The 22,624-nt window shown below is 50.2% G+C and carries 17 protein-coding genes; 8 read left to right on the top strand and 9 right to left on the bottom strand.

The genetic code is table 11. The features are described from left to right. Nucleotides 1-3: 3 nt before the first annotated feature. The 3 genes from CIL02_RS13075 to CIL02_RS13065 all read right to left on the bottom strand — a co-directional run bounded on the left by CIL02_RS13075 (nt 4) and on the right by CIL02_RS13065 (nt 5,423). Entirely contained in the window at nt 4-1,491 is a 1,488-nt protein-coding gene (locus tag CIL02_RS13075) for a PD40 domain-containing protein (protein WP_094402376.1), read from the bottom strand. Between the two features lie 137 nt (nt 1,492-1,628). Next, on the bottom strand, nt 1,629-3,494 hold the full coding sequence (locus CIL02_RS13070; RefSeq protein WP_141210238.1) for a DUF6057 family protein: 1,866 nt from the start codon (nt 3,492-3,494) through the stop codon (nt 1,629-1,631). A gap of 93 nt (nt 3,495-3,587) precedes the next feature. Continuing rightward, on the bottom strand, nt 3,588-5,423 hold the full coding sequence (locus tag CIL02_RS13065) for a DEAD/DEAH box helicase (protein WP_094402372.1): 1,836 nt from the start codon (nt 5,421-5,423) through the stop codon (nt 3,588-3,590). 195 nt (nt 5,424-5,618) lie between these two features. Here CIL02_RS13065 and CIL02_RS13060 point away from each other — a divergent pair, with 195 nt between their 5' ends. The 3 genes from CIL02_RS13060 (at nt 5,619) to fucP (ending at nt 11,271) form a co-directional block, all read left to right on the top strand. Then, the gene (locus CIL02_RS13060) at nt 5,619-6,170 is read left to right on the top strand and encodes a TIGR00730 family Rossman fold protein (protein WP_094402370.1); all 552 of its coding nucleotides are present in this window, start codon (nt 5,619-5,621) and stop codon (nt 6,168-6,170) included. A gap of 1,050 nt (nt 6,171-7,220) precedes the next feature. Next, complete coding sequence (locus CIL02_RS13050) at nt 7,221-9,959, top strand: ATP-binding protein (RefSeq protein WP_206073508.1); 2,739 nt, start codon at nt 7,221-7,223, stop codon at nt 9,957-9,959. A gap of 16 nt (nt 9,960-9,975) precedes the next feature. Next, entirely contained in the window at nt 9,976-11,271 is a 1,296-nt protein-coding gene (gene fucP / locus CIL02_RS13045) for an L-fucose:H+ symporter permease (protein ID WP_094402364.1), read from the top strand. A gap of 75 nt (nt 11,272-11,346) precedes the next feature. On the opposite strand, the gene ruvB is transcribed toward fucP, so the two are convergent. The 4 genes from ruvB to CIL02_RS13025 all read right to left on the bottom strand — a co-directional run bounded on the left by ruvB (nt 11,347) and on the right by CIL02_RS13025 (nt 15,441). Continuing rightward, nucleotides 11,347-12,381, bottom strand: coding sequence for a Holliday junction branch migration DNA helicase RuvB (gene ruvB, locus CIL02_RS13040; RefSeq protein WP_094402362.1), 1,035 nt, complete (start codon nt 12,379-12,381; stop codon nt 11,347-11,349). Nucleotides 12,382-12,467: 86 nt separating this feature from the next. Further along, complete coding sequence (dprA, locus tag CIL02_RS13035; protein ID WP_094402413.1) at nt 12,468-13,625, bottom strand: DNA-processing protein DprA; 1,158 nt, start codon at nt 13,623-13,625, stop codon at nt 12,468-12,470. Nucleotides 13,626-13,639: 14 nt separating this feature from the next. Further along, the gene (locus tag CIL02_RS13030) at nt 13,640-14,044 is read right to left on the bottom strand and encodes a thioesterase family protein (RefSeq protein WP_094402360.1); all 405 of its coding nucleotides are present in this window, start codon (nt 14,042-14,044) and stop codon (nt 13,640-13,642) included. Between the two features lie 83 nt (nt 14,045-14,127). After that, nucleotides 14,128-15,441 (bottom strand): DUF2851 family protein, encoded by a 1,314-nt coding sequence (locus tag CIL02_RS13025; RefSeq protein WP_094402359.1) that lies wholly within the window; start codon nt 15,439-15,441, stop codon nt 14,128-14,130. 251 nt (nt 15,442-15,692) lie between these two features. Between CIL02_RS13025 and dapB the strand changes: the two genes are divergently transcribed. The 5 genes from dapB to CIL02_RS13000 all read left to right on the top strand — a co-directional run bounded on the left by dapB (nt 15,693) and on the right by CIL02_RS13000 (nt 19,841). Beyond that, on the top strand, nt 15,693-16,454 hold the full coding sequence (gene dapB, locus CIL02_RS13020) for a 4-hydroxy-tetrahydrodipicolinate reductase (RefSeq protein WP_094402357.1): 762 nt from the start codon (nt 15,693-15,695) through the stop codon (nt 16,452-16,454). A 21-nt stretch (nt 16,455-16,475) separates the two neighbouring features. Next, nucleotides 16,476-18,008, top strand: a complete 1,533-nt coding sequence (lepB, locus tag CIL02_RS13015) for a signal peptidase I (RefSeq protein ID WP_094402355.1) — start codon at nt 16,476-16,478, stop codon at nt 18,006-18,008. A 17-nt stretch (nt 18,009-18,025) separates the two neighbouring features. Then, nucleotides 18,026-18,418, top strand: coding sequence for a S26 family signal peptidase (locus CIL02_RS13010; protein ID WP_141210237.1), 393 nt, complete (start codon nt 18,026-18,028; stop codon nt 18,416-18,418). Between the two features lie 20 nt (nt 18,419-18,438). Continuing rightward, the gene (locus CIL02_RS13005; protein ID WP_240513698.1) at nt 18,439-19,104 is read left to right on the top strand and encodes a WbqC family protein; all 666 of its coding nucleotides are present in this window, start codon (nt 18,439-18,441) and stop codon (nt 19,102-19,104) included. A 188-nt stretch (nt 19,105-19,292) separates the two neighbouring features. After that, nucleotides 19,293-19,841 (top strand): DUF3332 domain-containing protein, encoded by a 549-nt coding sequence (locus CIL02_RS13000; RefSeq protein ID WP_094402352.1) that lies wholly within the window; start codon nt 19,293-19,295, stop codon nt 19,839-19,841. Nucleotides 19,842-20,031: 190 nt separating this feature from the next. On the opposite strand, the gene CIL02_RS12995 is transcribed toward CIL02_RS13000, so the two are convergent. Together CIL02_RS12995 and CIL02_RS12990 are read right to left on the bottom strand one after the other, a co-directional pair. Beyond that, nucleotides 20,032-22,059, bottom strand: coding sequence for a DUF6055 domain-containing protein (locus tag CIL02_RS12995; RefSeq protein WP_094402351.1), 2,028 nt, complete (start codon nt 22,057-22,059; stop codon nt 20,032-20,034). 18 nt (nt 22,060-22,077) lie between these two features. Further along, nucleotides 22,078-22,506: a hypothetical protein gene (locus CIL02_RS12990; protein ID WP_141210236.1), complete on the bottom strand. Its 429-nt coding sequence runs from the start codon at nt 22,504-22,506 to the stop codon at nt 22,078-22,080. Between the last annotated feature and the right edge of the window lie 118 nt (nt 22,507-22,624).

The raw sequence follows: 22,624 nt of genomic DNA, 5'->3' as shown, positions 1-22,624 counted from the left end.
TAGTTACTTATACTTCACCGGCTCCACGTTATCATTCTTGAGCACATCCGCGAAGTCCTGTGGTTTGACTGTTACCGGGCCACGCATAAACTCGGGGACATTATAGCTCTTCATAAACTGGCGATGGTAGTCAGGGTCTGCCTGGGGCAGCTCAAACGCCTTAGTTGCATTGCCCTTGCCATCGACATGAGAGAAGAACAGACGGGTGTATACGCCATCCGTGCGTCTTGAGGAGAATATAATCCACTTGCCATTGCTCGACCAGTTATGGAAGCTCTCAGCCATTGGGGAGTTGGCTTTCGTCAGTGGCCATACCTTAGCGTCTGCGAGGCGCAACATATACAGGTCTGCGTCACGGTGCCAGATATGGAAGCATCCCCATCCACCCATGGTAAAGAGCAGGTATTGTCCATCGGGCGACAGACGGGGCAGCGTGGCACTCTTCCCCAAGGCGGCAGCATCGAACACCAGCTCACGAGGGCCAAACTGCAGGGTTTCGGTATTGAACGGCTTGCGATAGATTGAGTACTTAATCTCCTTGGCACGCATAATACTTTCCGCATCACGACTCATGAGGCCACGGAACTCGAAGTGTGCACTGACATAGTATAGCCACTTGCCATCGGGCGACCAGCTGGGGTAGCACTCAAACTCCGTAGAGTCGTTCTCGATGTTAGTCACCGTATTGTTGTCGATATCATATATAATAAGGTCACTCTGCGAGTCCAGGACCTCAATCTTGTTGATGTCGCGGGTGTGGAAGCTCTGCATGGTCTTGTTGGTGCTGTATGCGATGAGCTTGAGCCAAGGATGCCACGACGGGTATACTCCGGCAGAGAGTATGGAGTCATTCTTCATGTTCACCTTCTTTATCTTGCCGTCGTATGCCACCACGGTACCTCCATGGTTGTGTCGTGCGTGGAACTGCATGCGCTGCGGGTTTCCCGCCTGGTAGTTGTGGCAGTTTATGCACTGTCCGTCCACCTCTGTGCTGAGCATCATGTTGCCGTAGATGACACTCTCTTCGTAGTTCTCCAGATTTCGCTGGTTGATGGTCAGGTCCTCGTATGTGACATACGAGGGTGCTATGAGCCTATAGCTGATATAGCTGTCGATGGAATCGGGCGAAATGTGTATAGCGAAGGGTTTGTACCTTGTCCATGCACCGCCATTCTTTGCAAACACCTCTACGGTGATGTCCTTGCCCGCCGCCTTGGCCGCAAGAGCCTTCCAGTCGTCTATGTCAGGCATGGCCTTCCGGCCACCGCATACAATCTCCTCGCCTTCGGCAGAATAGCGTGTCACCACCTCTTCGGCATCCTGCATGAGCTGCAAGGACAGTGGGGCGATGTTCACAGGCACGGTAACATCGATATAGTCGGGGTAGATTTTTGGCAAAGCCTTGCTGTCGGCATATTGCGTGGGCACCTCAGCCTGATGGCATGAGGCCAGCAGGAGAAGGGTTAATGCTATGGAAAAGATATTCTTCATTGTATATAGTTGATGTTTTTTTTGGGTGTTCTTAGAACCTCTTGCTATGGGGGTGGGAAGAGGGGGTAGAGGAGATAGAGGAGATAGATATTATAGATATTATAGACGTTATAGACATTATAGATTTATACTATGCTTTAATAGCTTTTCTGGTTGCGTATCAGGAAATACTCGTAGTAGAAGGTGCCGCCATACATGGGGTACAGGATAGGCTTGAGCTGTTCCTCCGTAAGCCCTGCATTCTGCTGTGCCAATGCCATGAAGCCCTCGTAGTTGCTCTTCACCTCCTCGTCGAAAGGCATGTTGGAGATGTCCACCTGGTTCTCAAGATGCCCATAGAGGTATGCCGCCTCCTGATAGTGTGTGGGCATCCTCTCGCCCTGGTGTATCTGTGCGTAATGGAAGAAGCGGGGCCAGAAGAGCTGTATGTCCTTCTGCTGCAGGGCTGCCAGCAGTGTCTGCTCCTGATATAGCGGGTCGCTGCTGTCCTCGTTGGAGAACATGTTGAGAAGGAATATCTCCACAAGGGTGTTGTCGGAGGTCAGCACGTCCTTGGCATCCATGTAATGGGCAATGGTAGCAAACTCGCTGTCCTTGGCTATCAGCTTCGGATTTCGGATATACGCCTCATAACGTTCAGCATAGCCGGCATAATATTTTGTCTGCTTCAGTATGTCCATATATTTCTTTGCTGCCACCAGCTCACCATTGACGAGCGAGCATTTCAGCAGGTATTTTATGAAGTCTACCCTCCATCCGTACTCCACACCGTCCTCAAGGCACCAGCGGTAGCAGAAGTTAACCTTGCCGTAGTTGAAATACAGCTGCTTGCCGCCCGTCTGCGTAAGCCTTACCAGGAACGGAGCATTGCAAGGCGCATCACCATTCTTGTATCTAAACATCTCGTCGCCGGCACGTCCGAGCCTTGTGAGCGCAAGGTTCTTCATCATCCACATCATTCGTGTCGGCTCCTCGTCGGCATCCATGGAGCGGTACTCACTGAGCACGCCTTCCCAGTCCTGGTTGTCTATGCAGTGGTACATGCGTATCTCGTGGTGGAAATTGCGGTCCTTAAACCAGAAATGCCATGTTGCAAAAGCCACGCAGCCAACAAGCACGAGCTGTGACGACCAGAACAGAAGCGGACGGCGAGGCTTGGCAGGCACGCTCACCCTGACTGTCAGGGCCAATACCGCCATTAGTGCTGTCATCACTATCCAGGGTGTATAGTATGCGGGGTATCTGTCAGGCATCAGGAACAGCGGCATACCCGTGAACCATATATTTTCAATGCTCGTCTGACAAAAGACCATACGGTAGAAGAGCAATGGCACGGCAGCGACAGACAGCAAAGCCACTATGCAGTCGGTGACCTTTGATGCCACGGAATCATTGACAACCCAGGACATGACAGCCATGACTATGGCGGCTATGAGGGCATAGACACCCGCCACAGGATAGAGCAACGCCACGGCAACAGGGATAAAGACTGTGCGCAGGTGCCATCTTACGGGCAGGCAACGGTATGCCCACACCACGGCGAGCGACAGGCTGAAGCCTACCGTAGTGGCAAAGAAATGCCCACGGAACTTTAGGTAGTATATCCAGTAGCCCAAGTCTACATCGGTAATCACCATCAGTGCCAACGGCAACAGCAACAGTGCACTATAGCGGTTGGCGATGCGGAATGTCCTCTTGAAGAGCCACATCAGCAATGCCCACCACAGGCACAGCAATGTCACGCCAAGAGCTGGATGATAGAAAAACTGCGTGAAATAACACCCCAGCCATGTCAGGAAACCTCCTGACACAACAAGCTGCTGCTTGAAAAACAAGGGGGTATACAGGAACAAATTCAGCTCCTGTACCTTGAAAAGATAGTCTGACTCGAAGACAACAAGGGAAATCCCCACTGCCAGGAGTGCCGCCAGAGGCAGCATCCATGACAGCAGGGCGGTTGTCGTCATAAAAGGTTTCTTGTCAGTTAGTTTAGGTTTAGCCATATAGTTATTCTTGTGTAGTTTTTTTAGGGGGTAGAGGAGATAGATATAATAGAGGAGATAGATATAATAGAGGAGATAGAGGGGGTAGACTAATTATTTCTTCCTCGGCTTTCTCCTTGCCCATCCTTCCTCAGAGAAGTCGGGCTCATCGTCTCTCTGTTTGAACGGACGGCCTTTCATAAGCTCACGCCAATCGCCATTTGCACTTTCGCGACGACGCTCAGCCTTGCTCTTGCCTTTTCGCTCTTCATTCCTGCCTCTTCTCTCTTCACTCTTTCCTCTTCCATGCCCTGGTTCATCTGCATCGTTGCACCTTACGGCACGTCCCTTGTACTCCAATCCATTGAGAGCCTTCATCACTCTCCTGGCATCGGCCTCGGGCACCTCTATGTAGCAGAACTTCGACAGCAGGTCGATGTGGCCGACATCCTGCCGCTGCTTCATATTGCGGTTGAGGAACTGCATTATCTCACCGGGATAGAAGCCATCTGCCTTGCCGAGGTTTATGAACAGTCTCTTGTAACCAGGCTCCGACTCGTGCTTGCGCCTTCCGCCCGACACCTTTGCCCTTGGAGCATTCCCGCTTCTTCCACTCTTTGCCGATGGCTTCTCAATAACGGGCGCATCCTTGTAGTAGTCGAGGAAGCGGCCAAAGGTCATCGTCACCATCTTCTTTATAATATCCTCCTTGTCGACATACTCGAACTGGCGCATGATGTCAGTCATATACGGGGCAATCTGCTCCTCGTCGACATCGGTCTTCATGATGGTGTCCATCTGCTTGTAGAGCTGCTTCTTGCATATCTCCTCAGGCGTTGGCAGGGTGCCATCAACAAACTCCTTGCCTATCTCCCGCTCAATGTTCCTGACCTTAGTCTTCTCTTTCGAGTGGATGATGGATATCGACGTACCTTTCTTGCCTGCACGGCCTGTACGTCCGGAGCGGTGGGTATAGTTCTCTATGTCGTCGGGCAGTCCGTAGTTGATGACATGGGTGAGGTCGTCGACATCAAGTCCTCTTGCTGCCACATCGGTAGCTACAAGCAACTGCACGGTATGCTGCCGGAACTTCTGCATCGTAAGGTCTCGCTGCTGCTGGCTCAGGTCACCATGGAGTGCCTCAGCGTTGTAACCGTCCTTTATCAGCTTGTCGGCAATTTCCTGTGTCTCCACCTTTGTACGGCAGAAGATGATGGCAAATATCTTCGGATAGAAGTCCACGATACGTTTCAGGGCAAGATACTTGTCTCGCGCGTGTACCATATAATATATATGGTTTACATGTTCCGCACCCTCGTTTCTGCTTCCTACGACAATTTCCTTGTAGTCGTTGAGATAGCTCTTGGCAACCCTCTCCACCTCCTTGCTCATAGTAGCCGAGAACAGCAGGGTGTTACGGTCGGCAGGAACATTCTCGAATATCTCGTTGATGGAGTCGGCGAAACCCATATTGAGCATCTCGTCGGCCTCATCGAGCACCACATTCTCTATATTGTCGCACTTCACCACCCCACGGTGCATGAGGTCGATGAGACGGCCTGGCGTAGCAACGATAATCTGCACGCCATGCCTGAGCGTGCGTATCTGCGTCTCTATCGACGCACCACCATACACGGCAGCGACATGCAGGCCGTCTATGTATTTGGCAAAGTCGTTGAGATCATCTGTAATCTGCAGGCACAGCTCACGAGTAGGGCTGAGCACCAGTGCCTGCGGCATCTTGTTCTTCGGGTCTACCTTCTGCAACGTAGGAATGCCGTAGGCGGCAGTCTTGCCCGTTCCTGTCTGCGCGAGAGCTATCACGTCGTTGCCGTGACCAAGCAGATAGGGTATAACCTCCTCCTGAACAGGCATGGGCTGTTCAAATCCCAGTTCCTCAATGGCGCGGCGAATCTCCTCGCAAACGCCCAGTTCTTCAAATGTCTTCAAAATTGATATTAAGCTTAATTTGGTGCAAAGTTAACACTTTTAATGCAAAGAACAATGTTTTCAGAAAAAAAACAATACCTTTGCAAGGGTGAAAGATGAAGGTTTAAGGTTTTAAGTATTAGGAGTTAAGGAGGGGCCAAAGCAAAATCCGCCAAATGAGGAAAAATCTTGTATAAACCATATAAATACACAATCATGAAAATAGGAGTATTCTGCTCTGCCAACAACAACATCGACCCGGATTTCTTCCGTCTGGCCGATGAGCTGGCAACATGGATGGGCAACAACGGACACACACTGGTATGGGGAGGATGCAATCTCGGACTTATGCAGCAGCTCGGCAAGAGCATCAAGGCGGCAAAGGGCAGGTGCATCGGCATAGTACCGCAAATCATCGAGAAGGGAGGGCGCGCCTTCCAGGATATTGACATCTATATTCCCTGCGACAGCCTCAGCGACCGCAAGGACCTGCTGCTCGCACATAGCGACGTCATCATAGCACTGCCAGGAGGCATTGGCACTCTTGACGAGATATTCACCGTGGCAGCCGCACACACCATAGGCTACCACAACAAGAAAATCATACTCCTGAACGCCAAAGGCTTCTGGGACTCCCTCATAACCATGCTCGACGACCTGCAATCAAAAGGTGTCATACGGGGACTGTGGCGAGACTATATCCTTGTGGCCAACAGCGTCGACGAAGCCGTGAGTGCCTATCTTTCCACCGACATGTGGGAGAATTAGCTTAGGAGGCTGTACCAAACATCACCATCAATAGTGATGTAGGTACAGCCTTCCAAGCTATTCTTCTTGCATCAGAAGTTGTTTAGGTTCATCAGAAATATGGAGGTACGCATAATAATATATTATTCCTGAAGTATATTATAATATTAAATGAAGTGGGTGAAACCGTTTGCCATAGGAGATGAATACGTTTGCATCCCTGATAAGGTTAATAACCTTACGGCCTTAAGGTTATTAACCTTGCAGGCGTAAGGTTATTAACCTTATCGGCAATGATATATATATGCATAGACCACGCAACAATATATTGTCACTCGAGATATAGCATGAACCGCAAATATGAATACGCCACAGACAAGATTTGTAACCTTATCGACAATGAAGGCAACAAATACAGAGCACACTTCTATAAATGGTAATCACTCGAAATGTCGGATGACCCATAATAAAGAGAATGGCCGTTGCCCTGCTCTACAGAGAGGGCAACGGCCTTAAAAAAATGAGTATTAGCGGTTTCTTGCCTCCATCTTTCAGATGACCACGCCGTTGGCAATAGTAACCTTGGCTATTTAGTTTCCATTCGTGAGATAGTCTGGTGCCACCCTTGACATCAGTGAATAATTGGGTAATAACTAAAATATGCATTTCCAGTGCAAAGATAAAACAATAAATGCCAACCGACATGGCAGTTTCGGACAACAACACGTCTATTTCGGACAATATGGAACAATTTAATATGTATTTTTTTACATTCATGGTAATTTTCACCATATTTCTTTTCACTTTTTTACTTTTTTCTTATCTTTGCACAAAACAACAACACGATAAAATGGAGATTTTGCCTCAGCAGCCACAGGATCATCTCCAGCTTAGGGGTGTGTACTGGACGACAACGGCCTCACGGCAAGAATCATAGGTGGGCAATACCTCCGGCTATATAGAACAGAGTTGGATTTACGATACTTATACATACTAATCAATATAAAGATGACAAGGATGGCGGCTACAAAGATACTACAAGCAGGGTTGATATGCCTTACAATGACAAATATGTCCTGTGGTGAGGAAAAAAACTCTAATGCCGCGAAAACGCACGAATTCACCGACAGTTTGGTGTCGCTCCGCAACAGAGGAAAGGACTTGAGAGACGAAGGACGGTATGACGAGGCTCTAATGTTGCACAACGACGGACTGACGCTGGCCAAGAGCACCGGCGACACGTGCGAGTGGGTACAGGCTCTGAACAACATCGGTACCGACTACCGACGGATGGGAATGCTGGACATAGCACAGGAATACCACTACGAGGCATGGAGGATGTGCGAGGAGTCTGCCGACACATGCAGAACCATGAGGAAAAACAGGGTTGTGTCACTGAACGGACTGGGCAATATATATCTTACCATAAAAGACTATGTGCGTGCCGACAGCGCATTCCGACAGGCATTAGCAGGAGAAAGAGAACTGGGCAGCGCAACGGGACAGGCTATCAACTACGCAAACATTGGTGCCATATACAACGCACAGGGAAACTACAAGGAGGCCAGACGATACTACGAGATGTCACTGAAGATGAACGAGAAGGACAGCAACACGCTGGGACTATCGCTCTGCCACACCTATCTCGGCAACCTGCACGAACAGGCAAAAGAATATGACATGGCACGGCAGGAATATATGACAGCATATGAGCTTATCAAGGACTCGAAGGACAAATGGCACACACTGGAGCCGATGATGGCACTGGTACAGCTCGGACTGGACACGGGCAACATGGCTGAGGCGGAGGCATGGCTAAAGGAGGTGGACAAAGAGATGAAGGGCCTCAACTCCAGAGAACATGAGAGCGAGATTTACACTCTGCACTACAGGATGGACAACAGCAAGGGACTCTACCGCGAGGCTCTGAGATGGTATGAGAAAGCCAAGGCCATGGAAGACAGCATCATGGACCAGGACAAGAACAACCGCATTCACAACATAGGAATATCAATAGAGAGAAGGCGGCAGGAAATGATACTGGCAAGGACAAAGTCGGAGCTGAAAGCGGAAAAAAGCCGCAGCACCTTCTGGCTGTGGGGAGGAGTGATACTGCTGACGGTGTCTGTTCTGACAGTGGGACTGATGACCTACGTGCAGCGCATAAAAGCCGCAAGCATGAAAGCCCTGCAGGAGGCAAGCGGGATGAGGGAAGACTTCTTTACGAATATTACCCATGAGTTCAGGACTCCACTGACCGTTATACTCGGACTGAGCGGCGAGATGAAGGAAAAGAGCGACAATGAGGAATGGCGAAGCAAGTGCGAGGCTATTTACCGGCATGGCAACAGTCTGCTGAGACTGGTAACGCAGCTGTTAGACATAGCAAAGATCAAATCAAGAGTGGGTGAGCCCGACTGGCGGCATGGCAATATCGTTGCTCAGGTGAAGATGATTGCAGAGACTTTCAACGACTATGCCGCAAGCAGGGGCATAGAACTGGCCGTAGAGGCGCAGGGGGATATAGACATTGACTTTGTGCCCGACTATATAAATAATGTGGTGAGCAACCTGCTGTCGAACTCTCTCAAATTCACTCCCACAGGTGGACAAATCACAATAAAGACGGCATCGGACGGTAAGCTGCTGACCTTGGCTGTGACCGACACCGGCAAAGGCATGAGCGAGGAGGAAAAGAATAATATCTTCAAGCCTTTCTACTCGTCAGCAACAGGAAACAAGGGCACAGGTGTCGGACTGGCCTTGGTGAAACAGATTGCCGACTCCTTAGAGGGCAAGATTACCGTGGAGAGTACAGAAGGCGAGGGCTCAACATTTACACTGACCATACCTGTAAGAAAAGCTGTGAAGGGCGTGCGGAAGCTTAATCCCGCAAACTACGATATGGCACAGGCCAAGACTGAAGCCATGGCAGGACTCGACAATGGCAACAGCACTGAAGCAGACATGCAGGAAGACCTACAGGAGGGTATGCAGGGCAACCAACAGCGTAAGGTGGTGCTGGTAATAGAGGACAACAGAGACGTTGCCAAGTACATTGGCTCACAGCTGTCTGCCGACTACGACGTGGCATATGCCGTCAACGGCAACGACGGTCTGAAGAAGGCTATCAGCATGATACCCGACATGATAGTATCTGACCTGATGATGCCAGAGATGGACGGACTGGAGATGTGCAGTAAGATTAGGTCCAACGAGGAGGTGAACCATATACCCGTGATAATGCTCACGGCCAAGATTACAGAGGCAGACAAGCTGAAAGGACTGGAGGCAGGCGTTGACGCATATCTGCCGAAGCCCTTCAATGCTGACGAACTGAGGCTGAGAGTAGCAAAACTGCTGGAGCAAAGACAAGTGCTCAGACATAAGTACTCTCAGGCAAAGGCAGCAGGCAAGGACATCAAGGACATAACGGTTGTAGCGGATGACCGTCAGGCAATGGCTACCATGGAGATGGCAGATGCCTTCCTGAACAAGGCTACGGATTATATATACGCCATGCTGGAGAGATACGAGGTGGTATCAGTGTCTACACTGGCCGAGAAACTCAACATGAATGCCAGACAACTGCACCGCAAGCTGACGGCAGTGGCAGACATCACTCCCAACACCTTCATCATGAACTTAAGGATAAGGAAGGCCATGAAGATGATTGAGGACAACAAGAGCATACCTCTAAAGAATGTCGCCTTCGACTGCGGCTTTTCTGAATACTCGCATTTTACAAAGTCTTTCAAGAGCATTGTCGGTGTGTCGCCATCGGAGTATGGGAAAGAAAAGAAGATATAACAATAAACTCTTAATAATGAAAACGAAACTTGTAGATAGAAAGTTCATCATTCCGTTTATACTGACCACATCATTGTTTGCCCTTTGGGGCTTCGCCAATGACATCACAAACCCCATGGTGGCGGCATTCCAGACACTTATGGAGCTGTCGGCAGCCAAGGCGTCGATGGTGCAGTTTGCCTTCTATGGCGGATATGCCACCATGGCCATACCTGCCGCCCTGTTCGTAAGGCGGCACAGCTACAAGGGCGGTATACTGCTCGGTCTGGGGCTATATGCGGCGGGAGCATTTCTTTTCATCCCCGCAGCAGAGTGCCAGAGCTTCACGTTCTTCTGCGTGTCACTGTACATATTGACCTTCGGACTGGCATTCCTTGAGACAACAGCCAACCCATATATACTGTCGTTGGGCGACAAGAGCACGTCTACGCGACGGCTAAACCTGGCACAGGCTTTCAATCCCGTAGGCTCATTATCGGGAATGGCCATAGCATCGATGATAGTACTGCCCAACCTGCTCTCCGACAAACGTGACGAGGCCGGACAGATAATCTTCGGAACGCTGAGCGAGATGGAGAAAGCCAATATCAGACTGCATGACCTGGCTGTTATCAGGGATCCATACGTGGCCATTGGCATAGTGGTAACGGTAATGTTTGTCGTCATTGCGCTAACACGCATGCCCAAGACGCACGGCGAGCAACAGAACGACAATGGCGTCACCCGTCCGATTGGCATAACGCTATCAAACCTCTGGCATAACAGGCTATATAGATATGGAGTGATATCGCAGGTGGTCTACGTAGCAGCACAGATTATGGTGTGGACATTCATCATACAGTATGCCGACAATCTCGGCATCGACAAGGCAACAGCCCAGATGTATAACATCTGCGCAATGAGCCTGTCTCTATGCGGACGGTTCGCCGGAACGGCAATCATGAAGTATGTGAACTCAAGGAATATGCTTGCCATTTTCGGCGTGTGCGCAAGCATACTCACCTTAGGTACTGTTGTGATACAGGGCATGGCCGGACTGTACAGCCTCGTGATGATAAGCCTCTTTATGTCGATAATGTTCCCGACAATCTACGGTATTGCACTGGAAAAGGTTGATTCTCAGGACACAACCCTCGGTGCAGCCTTCCTCGTCATGGCGATAGTGGGCGGAGCTTTGATGCCCCCATTGCAGGGACTAATCATCGATCAGGGAACTCTCTTCGGTATGCCAGCAGTGAATGTATCTTTCTGCCTCCCACTGATATGCTTCGTTCTGATAAGCTGCTATGGAGTTTGGGCTATAAGGAGGTAGACGGTATAGAGGAGACAGATGGGATAGAGAAGATAGAGCAAAGGCAAGAACCTTACAACTTAGAGATTTCCCCCCTTAATCAAACAACGAAGGCTCGACACCGCTGCCAGAGAACTGGTTGCGGCCCATGTGCTGATAGGCCAAGGGCGTTGCCATGCGTCCACGGGGCGTGCGCTTGATGAAGCCTTCCATGATGAGGAATGGCTCATAGACTTCTTCTATGGTGCCGGGGTCCTCGCCTATGGCTGTGGCAATGGTAGATACACCAACAGGTCCGCCACGGAACTTGTCGATGATGGTGAGAAGTATCTTGTTGTCTATCTCGTCAAGTCCGTAACGGTCGATATTCAATGCCCGGAGAGACATACTGGCAATGTCAGAGGTTATGGTGCCGTTGCCCTTCACCTGCGCAAAGTCACGGACTCTGCGGAGCAGGGAGTTGGCGATACGTGGCGTACCGCGTGAGCGACGGGAAATCTCCATTGCCGCCTCGTCGTGTATGGGCACCTTTAGCAGCATGGCACTGCGACGGATAATCTTGCAGAGAGTGTCAGGGTCATAGTATTCGAGGTGCATGTTTATTCCGAACCTCGCCCTTAGTGGTGCCGTAAGCATACCGCTACGGGTAGTTGCGCCAACAAGCGTAAAGGGGTTCAGGTCTATCTGGATACTGCGTGCCGAAGGCCCCTTGTCTATCATTATATCAATACGGTAGTCTTCCATTGCCGAGTACAGATACTCCTCGACAACGGGCGAGAGACGGTGTATCTCGTCTATAAACAGTACGTCATTGGGTTCGAGAGAAGTGAGAATTCCCGCCAAGTCTCCAGGCTTGTCAAGAACAGGCCCGCTGGTAATCTTAAATCCTACTCCAAGCTCGTTGGCGATGATATTACTAAGCGTTGTCTTGCCCAAGCCCGGCGGACCATAGAGCAAGGTATGGTCAAGAGGCTCCCTGCGGTATTTGGCAGCCTCAACAAAAATCTCAAGGTTCTCCACTACCTTCTGCTGACCGTTGAAGTCAGCAAAACGCAATGGGCGAAGAGCGTTCTCAAATTCCTTCTCGCCCTTACCAAACCGCTGCTCATGTATGTCAAAGTCTTCTGTCATATGAGTTTTGAGGGGATCTTTCTCCTTATATCCGGATGCAAAGATACAGCAAAAAGGTGAGAACAGGACATTTTATCAACAGTTTTTTACTGGCACAGATGGCACACTCCACCAGCCAGCGTCTTGATGACCCCTTTCATCTCCAGCGTGAAGAGCAGCGACGAGAGCTGACCGATACCAATGCCCGACATGTTTGAGAGCATATTCATCTGCAGGTCGTTGGTCTTCTCGAGCACTGCCACCACCCGTGCCTCCTCTGTCGTTAGGTCCGGGAATAGCTGCCTCTCTATACCCTTGCTCTTAGCCTGCTGCAACACGGCATCACTCTCCCACCCCATGGCCTTTACGAAATCGGCAGCCGACGTTATCAGCCCGGCCTTGTTGTCACGAATGAGATTGTTGCATCCCTTGCTGTACTCTGCGTTAACATATCCGGGAAAGGCAAACACCTCACGGCCATAGCTGTTGGCAATATCTGTGGTTATGAGTCCCCCACCCTTCTCCGCGCTCTCCACCAGTATGCACGCGTCGCTCATTCCTGCCACTATACGGTTGCGCCTTACGAAGTTCATCTTGTCCGCATTGGTGCCTGAGGGATATTCTGTGAGCAGTCCTCCTTCCCGCAGCATCTCCACAGCTGTCTCCCTATGGCTGGACGGGTAGATGGTGTCCAAGCCATGAGCAAGGACTCCTACAGTGGGCAGTCCTTCGGCAAGTGCGTTGCGGTGAGCACAAATGTCGACGCCATATGCCAGCCCGCTTACTATAAGGATGCCCGGACATAGTTTGCTCAAATCTCTGACAAACGCCGCCACAAGGTCCTTGCCATAGATGGTACAATGGCGAGTTCCAACAATACATATCACCCTCTGTGCATTGAGCTGCCCATTGCCCATGTAATAGAGCACCACGGGAGCGTCGGGACATTCCCTAAGCCTCTGCGGATAGTCTGCGGAGTAGAGTGGCAGCGGCGTGATGCCCTTGCTCAAGGCCCATGCCATCTGGTCCTCAGCCCATCGTCTGTGCTCGTCGATATTCCTGAAAGTCTCCACAAGCCGTGGCGAGGCTTCAGGGACAAGCTGCCTGATGTCATTGTGGTGTTCCATGACAGCTGTTGCCGAGCCTGCCGCATGGTATAGGCTGTTCAAGCCTGCAATGTTGTAGAAGCTTATATGCGAGAGCATCATAGCGCTGAGGGCCTCAACATCGTTTGTCCTCGCAGTTGCATATGGTGAGTTTGTCATATATGGCATAGTAGTTATTGCATGAAGGGCTGAAAGGCTTTATCGTAGTCGGGACTGGAGGCGAGCTTGCCATTGACAAGACATACCAGCTCAACGGTAGCCCTGCATGAGAGTTTCTCGTCGGACTCACGGAAGATGTCCTGATGGAATATGTATCTCAGTCCCTGCTTCTCCATCCAGAGCCTGGATATCATGATGTCATCGCACCGCAACGGCACCTTGTATTGAAGGTTCATACGGGCAACAACGGCATCAACACCCTTGGCGTGCATATCGGCAAAGCTCAGTCCTGCATGACGCAGGAACAGATGACGGGTGTGCTCCATGTAGTGGAGATAGTTGGCATTATTGACAATTCCTTCGATGTCACATTCGTAATCGCGGACCTCTATGCGGGTCTCAAAGATGTATTTTGGCATAAGCGGAGTTTTTTATAGGGGGATAGAGGAGATAGAGAAGATAGAGGAGATAGATAGATAGATGGATGGATAGAGGATAGATGTTATTGGGGATGTGGCTTGGTCTTCTTGCGGAGATATTCGTAGCCTATGCGGCAACGGAGGCAGTCCTTGCGGTCGCAATATACTTTCTTGAGCTGTATCAGGGCTTGGGAGTCTGCCGCATTGGCGGCATCAAGCCCTGCGTTGTGCCACATTTTCACAACGTTGTTCTGCTCGGCCTTCAACTCCTCAAGCAGGCTGAAGCTGCGGGCACACACCTCGTCGTTTCCTTTGTACCGGCCATAAGCGAAGAGCATGGGGACTACAGCATTGATGATGACCACGTGGAGCGACTGGCGGGAAAGGGTCTTGGAAGATTTGCTGCTTGCCTGACCGAAATTATAATGTGTCTGCCAGTATGGAGTCACCGTAGCAGAGAGAGCGGCCTCAAGCTCCTTGACCGTCTGGCAACAAAGAATATTGCCAAGGCTGGCACGGCGTGAGAAATAAAGGCTGGCAAGCTGCGAGATTCTTATCTGAGGGAAGTTCTGGGGATGAAGCCTCAGAAACTTCCACAGCGTGTGGTTCATAGGCGTTAGCGAGAACTTGTGGGCAAGATACCTGTACTCGCATAGAAGCCGGTTGTAATAATTGTCCCTTGAAGCCTCCTCACGGTAACGCTCCGGCATGGCTGCAAGGTCGAGCAGTCCGGCCTGCCCCAGGAAGATAGCCTCTATCTGCATTATGTCGTCACGATGATGCCCGACGCAGGAAAGAGGAATGTTCTCTGCCCACGTCTCGAAGGCATCGCTATTGATGCCGAAACCATAGCTGCGTGCCAAGGTAACGAAAAAAGCATCCTCCCAGGAGCCTCCACATCTGCCGACCCTCTGCCTGATGTCCTCGGTCTTACGCTCCAGACGCTCTGTAACGAGTGCACTCATCCATGAGTGCACGGAGAGACGAGGAATATCGGGGATGGCCTTATAGCAAGGAGGATAGCTGTCTGTAGACAACAATTCCTGGTAGTTGTCGCGTATATGTTCTGGTACGTGTATGACAACCTGCGGCAACAAGTTTCCGCTGCTCGTCCTAACATCCATATTTGCATTCTCCACAACGTGCAGTATGACATTATCATAACGAGGGTCTTTGTCATGTCCATGAAGATACCAGTCACCTGACTTGCTGTGTATCTCAACATTGCCCACCCACATGGTTCCACCTATCTTCACCTTGGCATTGAAAAAGTCAGGGCCTGCATCATGGTTGTGCAGTCCGACATCAATAATCTCAACGTCTTGTCCTGTGGTAGTGACCAGTCCGTAGAGCGGTAATTGCTTGTGTTTCCAGCAGTAGTGTAGCAGTTGCTCCATCAGCAGTAGGATATAAGGCGGGTTCTATAAATTCCCACCGAAGTATTATTTGGATTATGGGGCTTTCGTTTTGTTGATGCAAAGCTAATAAAAAAAAGACAAACATCCCACCATTTGCGGTATTTTCTTTTGTCATACAGTTCTTTTTGGTTAATTTCTCTTGCTCAAGAATACAAAACTTTGTATTCTCTTCGGTTAATCGAAAAATTGCACTATCTTTGCAGCTTGGAACAAGTAAAAAACATACAAATATGAAGATAGCACTGATAGGCTACGGCAAGATGGGCAAGATGATAGAACAGATAGCCAAGGACCGTGGTCATGAGATTGTCAGCATCATAGACATTGACAATCAGCAGGATTTCGATTCCCCAGAGTTTGCATCGGCCGACGTGGCCATAGAGTTCACAGCACCCCAGGCTGCCTATGGCAACTACCTAAAGGCATTCAGCCATAACGTGAAAGTAGTCTCCGGCTCCACAGGATGGATGAAGGAACATGGCGACGACGTCAGGAGAATGTGTACCGAGGGTGGACAGACACTCTTCTGGGCTTCCAACTTCTCTATCGGCGTGGCTATATTCGATGCCGTAAACAAATATCTCGCAAAGATAATGAACGGTTTTCCACAGTATGATGTCAGAATGACTGAGACTCACCATATACACAAGCTTGATGCTCCGAGCGGTACAGCCATAACACTTGCAGAGGGTATCGTGGACAATATCGACAGGAAGACATCATGGGTAAAGGGAGCCGTGACATGGCCGGAGACTCCAGAGAAGGACGAGGCCGGACAAGAGGCTACTGCAGAGAACGTTGTCATAGACGCTATAAGACGTGACGAGGTGCCTGGCATTCACGAGATTGAATACGACTCAGAGGCCGACACCATCACCATCTGCCACAGTGCCCACTCGCGCAAGGGATTCGCACTCGGCGCAGTGCTTGCCGCAGAATATACCGCCACACACAACGGATTGCTGACGACGAGCGACCTGTTCAAATTCTAAGAATAAAAAGCAACACATATTATGATAGACAAGAGAAAACAGAAACTGAACATGAAGGTGCAGTGGGCCAAATTCATCGGAGTACTCGTCCTCTACCTGCTCTTCCTGCTATGGGTAGAGAGCTGGTGGGGACTGCTTGTTGTGCCTTTCATATATGATGTTTACATAACCAAGAAGATAAGATGGCAGTGGTGGAAGGATGCCGAAGGCCCCGTGAGATTCATAATGTCGTGGGTAGACGCCCTGGTGTTCGCACTCGTGGCAGTGTACTTCATCCACCTGTTCTTCTTCCAGAACTTCGTCATTCCATCGTCATCGCTTGAAAAGAGCCTCCTCACAGGCGACTATCTTGCTGTATCGAAGATCAGCTACGGCCCCCGTATACCTCAGACCCCACTTACCATGCCGCTCACGCAGCACACACTGCCTATATTCAACTGCAAGAGCTACATAGAGTTTCCACAGTGGGACTACAGAAGGGTGAAAGGACTTGGCAACGTGAAGCTCAACGACATCGTGGTATTCAACTACCCTGCCGGTGACTCAATCCTCACCGAGGAACGTTTTGCCAACGACTACTACACCATGTGCTACGACTTCGGCGAGGACCTATTCCGACAGATGAACCCCGATGCGCCGGCCATTGCAGACCTCAATACCGACCAGCAATACGACTTCTACAAATTCGCTTACGCACTGGGACGCAACTACATCGTCAACAACCCCGTACAGTTCGGCAGCATTGACTCACGTCCTGTGGACAGAAGGGAGAACTACGTAAAAAGATGCGTAGGACTGCCTGGACAGACCTTGCAGATAAAGGAGAAGATTGTATACCTCGACGGCAAGCCCAACAAGGAGCCGGACAACGTGCAGTACACATACTTCGTGAAGATGAACGGCATGTCGGTAGCCGATTTCCTGTCAATACAGTATGATGACCTGCGCAAGGAGCTTGGAATAACCAACGAGGACGTACAGTCGCTGTCAAGGCTTCATGGCTTCGATGTGGACAGCCACTATCTGCTCAATGATACCCTGCTGCAGCAGTTTGACGGCTACATGCCTCTGACAAAGAAGGCCGTGGCAGAACTGAAGAAGAGAAAGATAGTATCGGCCGTACGCCCCGTTACCGACCGTGACATATACTCAGGCTCTCTATACCCCATGAACGCCGTAACAGGATGGACACGCGACAACTACGGTCCGGTATGGATACCAAAGAAGGGCGAGAGCATACATCTCTCGATGAGCAACATCGCCATATACGAGAGACCTATAAAGGTGTATGAGGGCAACGACCTTGAGGTAAAGAACGGACAGATATACATCAACGGCAAACTTGCCGACAGCTATACTTTCAAGATGGACTACTACTGGATGATGGGCGACAACCGCCACAACTCCGCCGACTCACGCTACTGGGGCTTTGTTCCCGAAGACCACGTGGTAGGCAAGCCTATCTTCATATGGTGGTCCAGCGACCCCGACCGCAATGGCTTCAGCGGCATACGCTGGTCAAGGCTGTTTAATTTGGTTGACAATATAAAATGACACGCAGGCAGTAGAACATGCGTCAGGCGCTTAAATCTCTTTTGGCGCTACTGGTGGCCGCTACGGTAATGATGGTCATCCGCGCCTATGTCTTCACTATCTACACTGTGCCCGTGAGACTGGACGACAACGTCGGGAAGGGCGACCGTGTGGGAGTGCTCCATTGGCTCTGCTCCAGCCCGGACAGGGGAGACATAGTGGTATACGGAGACACGGTGAAGACCATAGGACGCATAAAGGCGATGCCCGGCGACAGCATAACGGTGAAAGGAACAAGATACCGAATACCGGAGCAATGCTGCAAACGCTGCAAGAGCACCGACTGCCATACCTTCCTGATAGACACCGGGCATGGCGAGACGCTCATTCAGAAACACGAGGTGCTGGGCAAGGCATGGAAGCTGTTCTGACTGCTTGACGAAATACAACCATGATGGCTACGACTGACAACAAATGGCTCCCCACACAGGAGACAGCCCTACTCTCTGCAACCTATTTCGGCCCCGTGCAGTGGTATCAGAAACTTTTCAGATACCGCAGGTGCGTGATAGAGCAATACGACAACTTCATCAAGCAGACTTACCGCAACAGATGCGTCATAGCAGCCACACAGGGCACACAGGTACTGTCGGTGCCTGTGGAACCAGCAAGGAACGCCAGCGGCAAGATGCTGATGAGGGATACCATGATAAGCGACCACGGCAACTGGCGGCACCTGCACTGGAACGCTCTCGCATCAGCTTACGGAGAGAGCCCGTTCTTTGAATACTACGAGGATGACCTGCGCCCGTTCTTTGAGAAGAAATGGAAATACCTGCTCGACTTCAACATGGAAATAACGTGCAAGATGTGCGAGCTGCTCGACATATCACCCAACATACAGCTGTCTGAAGGCTATGCCCACGTTGAAGAACTTACTGAGACTGCCACCAGAGACTACCGTGATACCATACGGCCAAAGCACCCATTGCCTGATGATGACTTTATGCCTCAGCCCTATTATCAGGTTTTCCGCCACAAGCACGGCTTCCTTCCCAACCTCTCCATACTCGACCTGCTGTTCAACGAGGGAAACGAGGCCGTACTGATATTGTAATAGGCAATAGTTGGTATAACTACCACCGTTTTCTCGCTATGGCATAGCTCAAGCAGGGCTTGGCTATGCTTATCTGGCTTATTGAAAACGTTCTAAACATTAGTTAAATAATTCTATACGAGAGCAAAATATCAACTATTATTTCTATCTTTACCAACCATTATTTATTAAATACAAATTATTTGACTATGAGAAAAAGTAAACTTACCGTAGCAGCTGTGCTCCTGTGCGGAGCTATGCTCACAAACTCATGCGTGGGTTCCTTTGCAATGTTCAATAAGTTCGCCAGTTGGAACAACCGTGCCACAAACTCCAAGTTCCTGAACGAGATACTTTTCCTCGTGCTCTCTCCAGCCCATGTCTTCTGCCTGACAGCTGACGCACTGGTGCTGAACACTATCGAGTTCTGGAGCGGTAGCAACCCAATGGCCCAGAATGTTGGCAAATCAGTCAACGTTATGGGACAGGACGGCAGATACTATGCCGTAAAGACTCTGAAGAACGGCTATGAGGTAAAAGCTCCTACCGGCGAGGTATATGCATTCATCTACGACAAGACCAACGACTCCTGGTCACAGATGCAGGACGGAAAGGTTGTCGAGATATTCCGCTTCAACAACGACGGCACTATCAAGCTTAACCTCAACGGGCAGACTATGGACGTAGCACTTGACGAAAGCGGTGTATACCAAGTTGCCAACGCTACAGGCCAGAGCATGCTTTGGGCATCGAGGTAAGAGACCTTCACGCATCTTTTGAAATAATACCCCCCCCATCCTTTGAAACAATAAAGATGATAAGGGCAAAGGATTGTAACAGCCAATAGAACAAAAAAAGCAGCGAAACCTCTGTCTGGTTCCGCTGCTTTTATTATTCTTTCCCGATATTGCTGACAAGGCAACAGGAAGACATACAGGCCGACAATATTTATATAGCCTTAAGCCTTACGACCATGGTAGCCGTATACCACTTGCCGTTCTTCTGGTATTGTATACCCTGCTTGATGGTGTATGTCTTGCCTTTGGTGAGGCGAGAGGGGTACTGACCCACATAACAGCCGTACTTGTCAGGATAGAACTCGGCAAAGATATATGCGGTGCCATCGTAGTTGCAGACGTTGCCTGCCGAGTTGAACCAATGACCGAAGACTGTCGACGAAGACGTGCTGGTGGTGGTGCCGGTATGTATGGTGCCATTGGCATCGATGCCCACGAAGCGGGGATTGGCTGTTGCCGTTCTGCCTACGCTCTGCATCTGCTTGGTGCTGAGTCCGAGAGCCTGAGATACAGCAGCCATATCGTACTGCACACGGGTACTGCTATAGGAGTTGCTTACAGCAAGCTCAGCATCTATATATATAGTGGTGTCGCGTGGCACATAGTCGGCTGGATATTCATTGAAGTTGCCATAGACATCAGTATTCTCAAACCTCACCTGATAAGGCCACTGCTCGTCATTCGACGCATTGTCGTCCCAAGGATGTCGCCAATGCTCTGTGGGAGCACCCATAACGACGAAGAACAGACGGGTACAGCCCTCGGGAACGTTAAGCGTGGCGACGCCGTCTGCCGCACTTTCTATATTGCCGTAGGTACGGGTACCATCATTGGCATAGGCCACGAAGCCATAACGCCATCCGGCCTTGTCGACGTTGATAGCCCTGTAGCCTTCAGCTCCGGCTATGCCCTTGAAGTTGGCCTTGACGACAGTTCCTGGTGCTACGGTGTTGAGGTTGATGATGGAATAGCCATAGTTCTGCGGACAGTATGCAGAGTCTACCTCCCAGGTGCCATTGTTGTCGGCAGTGAGGTGCAGGTGAGTGACATGCTGGCCTATACGGTGCTTGGCAGCATCACGCACGCCGTCGATATCCCATGTCGCCATGCGCATGTAGCCCTCCATCTGCTCGTTGCAGAAAGCGTCCTGGTCGAGACCGTTAAGACGTTTGTATGCCTCCACAGGGTCTTCGGGCTTTATAGACTCGCGCCATAGGCGGCCAATGAAGTCGTTCCCATGCTTCATGCACCAGTAGTCGTGTATGAAGCAGTTCTGGTAACGCCAATCCTCGTGCAACAGGTTCAGATGATGGTAATTGAGATGTCCCTCGAAGTTCTCGCCATCGGTAAACTGCATTGCCGGATAGCACTTGTATGCCTGCCAGTTAGCACAGCTCTCCCACCATCCGTTGCCACCGGAGGCACCAGCACCATAACCATAGTTGAAACCGTGGGTGGTACCAAGGTCACACGACACAAGATACTGGAATGTATGCCCAATCTCGTGTGCTACGGTAGAACCTCCTCGTGAGCCGATGGCCCACGGGCTGACATTTAGCGTGCCAACCTTGAAGTCCTGGCCTGCGCCATTGGCAATCCAGTCAGAGGTGTAGTTGGCGAACATCTCTATCTTGTACTGGTCGGTAGTTGACTTTCCCGGTGTTATAAATCCCAGTTCCACATACTTGTCCCAATACTTCTCCGCATTGTTAAGCATGGTCTTGGGGTTGAAGGCATAGCCCGATGCAGCCTTTGTGGGGTCATCACCAAACCCTTTCTCCCAGAACACCACGAAGTGCTCGCTCTCCATGGAACGCTTGAAGCACCATTGCGAAGCCTCATTCATGAAATCGAGAGACGACAGGGAAGAGGGCTTGAAAAGTATTCGGCCCGGGTTCTGGAACATAATCCTGCCAGACAAGTCGGCATTGACAAGAGAGGATATACGGTACTCTGAATATCCCTTTGTCAGCGACGAGTTGTACAACTTCAATATTGGATAAGGATTTGCAATATTAAGTCCCGTCAGGCAGAACTCCACAGAGTCAACCTTGGAACTGAGAGCAAAAAACTTGTTGTCGGCAAACCTGTTGTCGTACTGCACCCACAAAGTGTCCTGAGCCATGGCGGCTGTGACTGATGCAACCGCGACAACGGCAGAAAGTAGAAGTCTTCTCATAAGTCAGTCCTCCATGATTTACTTAACGATGTGTTTCTTTCCGTTTACAATGTAGATGCCCTTGGGCAGGTTGTCGAGAGTATCGGCATTACGGCGCACAAGCTGTCCGTTGATGCTGTAGACATTGTTGTCGACGTGCGGCACAGGCTGTACGTCAATCTCCCTGATTGCGCTGACCATGGTCTTGGCAATGCGGATATACTGAATGTCGGATGCATTGATTTCCTTTCCGTCGAGACGGAATACCCTATCCTTATGTAACATGCGCGGTCCCTCCTTGTCGTCACTCTTTGCAAGGATTACGCTGACTGAGCTACCCGTCATTGTGGTAGCGGTAAACTGGTATGCCTCTACAAGGTCATCATCTGCCAAACAACGTTGTGGATTGAGCAACATGGCTGCAGCAACAGTGGCAGCCATGAGCAGGTAATGATTAGTTAGTTTCATATTTTGAGTTTTAAGTTATTGTGCGATAGTGCAAAAATAGGGAAAAAAACTGAGACCAGCCATGTTTTTATCCAAAAACAAAATAAATAACTGGCACCTTGTTTGTTTTTTCCATTCT

Origin of the sequence: Prevotella sp. P3-122, assembly GCF_002251365.1 — a bacterium.
Classification (GTDB): Bacteria; Bacteroidota; Bacteroidia; order Bacteroidales; family Bacteroidaceae; genus Prevotella.
Note: the sequence above shows the minus strand (reverse complement) of the source record. Positions and strands in the feature narration are given on the sequence as shown.

Coding starts and splice junctions, on each gene's coding strand:
- CIL02_RS12990 (WP_141210236.1), bottom strand. CDS start 22,506: ATGAAACTAACTAATCATTACCTGCTCATGGCTGCCACTGTTGCTGCA.
- CIL02_RS13050 (WP_206073508.1), top strand. CDS start 7,221: ATGTCCTGTGGTGAGGAAAAAAACTCTAATGCCGCGAAAACGCACGAA.
- CIL02_RS13010 (WP_141210237.1), top strand. CDS start 18,026: ATGCGTCAGGCGCTTAAATCTCTTTTGGCGCTACTGGTGGCCGCTACG.
- CIL02_RS13075 (WP_094402376.1), bottom strand. CDS start 1,491: ATGAAGAATATCTTTTCCATAGCATTAACCCTTCTCCTGCTGGCCTCA.
- CIL02_RS13030 (WP_094402360.1), bottom strand. CDS start 14,044: ATGCCAAAATACATCTTTGAGACCCGCATAGAGGTCCGCGATTACGAA.
- CIL02_RS13005 (WP_240513698.1), top strand. CDS start 18,439: ATGATGGCTACGACTGACAACAAATGGCTCCCCACACAGGAGACAGCC.
- fucP (WP_094402364.1), top strand. CDS start 9,976: ATGAAAACGAAACTTGTAGATAGAAAGTTCATCATTCCGTTTATACTG.
- dprA (WP_094402413.1), bottom strand. CDS start 13,625: ATGACAAACTCACCATATGCAACTGCGAGGACAAACGATGTTGAGGCC.
- ruvB (WP_094402362.1), bottom strand. CDS start 12,381: ATGACAGAAGACTTTGACATACATGAGCAGCGGTTTGGTAAGGGCGAG.
- CIL02_RS13060 (WP_094402370.1), top strand. CDS start 5,619: ATGAAAATAGGAGTATTCTGCTCTGCCAACAACAACATCGACCCGGAT.
- CIL02_RS12995 (WP_094402351.1), bottom strand. CDS start 22,059: ATGAGAAGACTTCTACTTTCTGCCGTTGTCGCGGTTGCATCAGTCACA.
- lepB (WP_094402355.1), top strand. CDS start 16,476: ATGATAGACAAGAGAAAACAGAAACTGAACATGAAGGTGCAGTGGGCC.
- CIL02_RS13025 (WP_094402359.1), bottom strand. CDS start 15,441: ATGGAGCAACTGCTACACTACTGCTGGAAACACAAGCAATTACCGCTC.
- CIL02_RS13070 (WP_141210238.1), bottom strand. CDS start 3,494: ATGGCTAAACCTAAACTAACTGACAAGAAACCTTTTATGACGACAACC.
- dapB (WP_094402357.1), top strand. CDS start 15,693: ATGAAGATAGCACTGATAGGCTACGGCAAGATGGGCAAGATGATAGAA.
- CIL02_RS13000 (WP_094402352.1), top strand. CDS start 19,293: ATGAGAAAAAGTAAACTTACCGTAGCAGCTGTGCTCCTGTGCGGAGCT.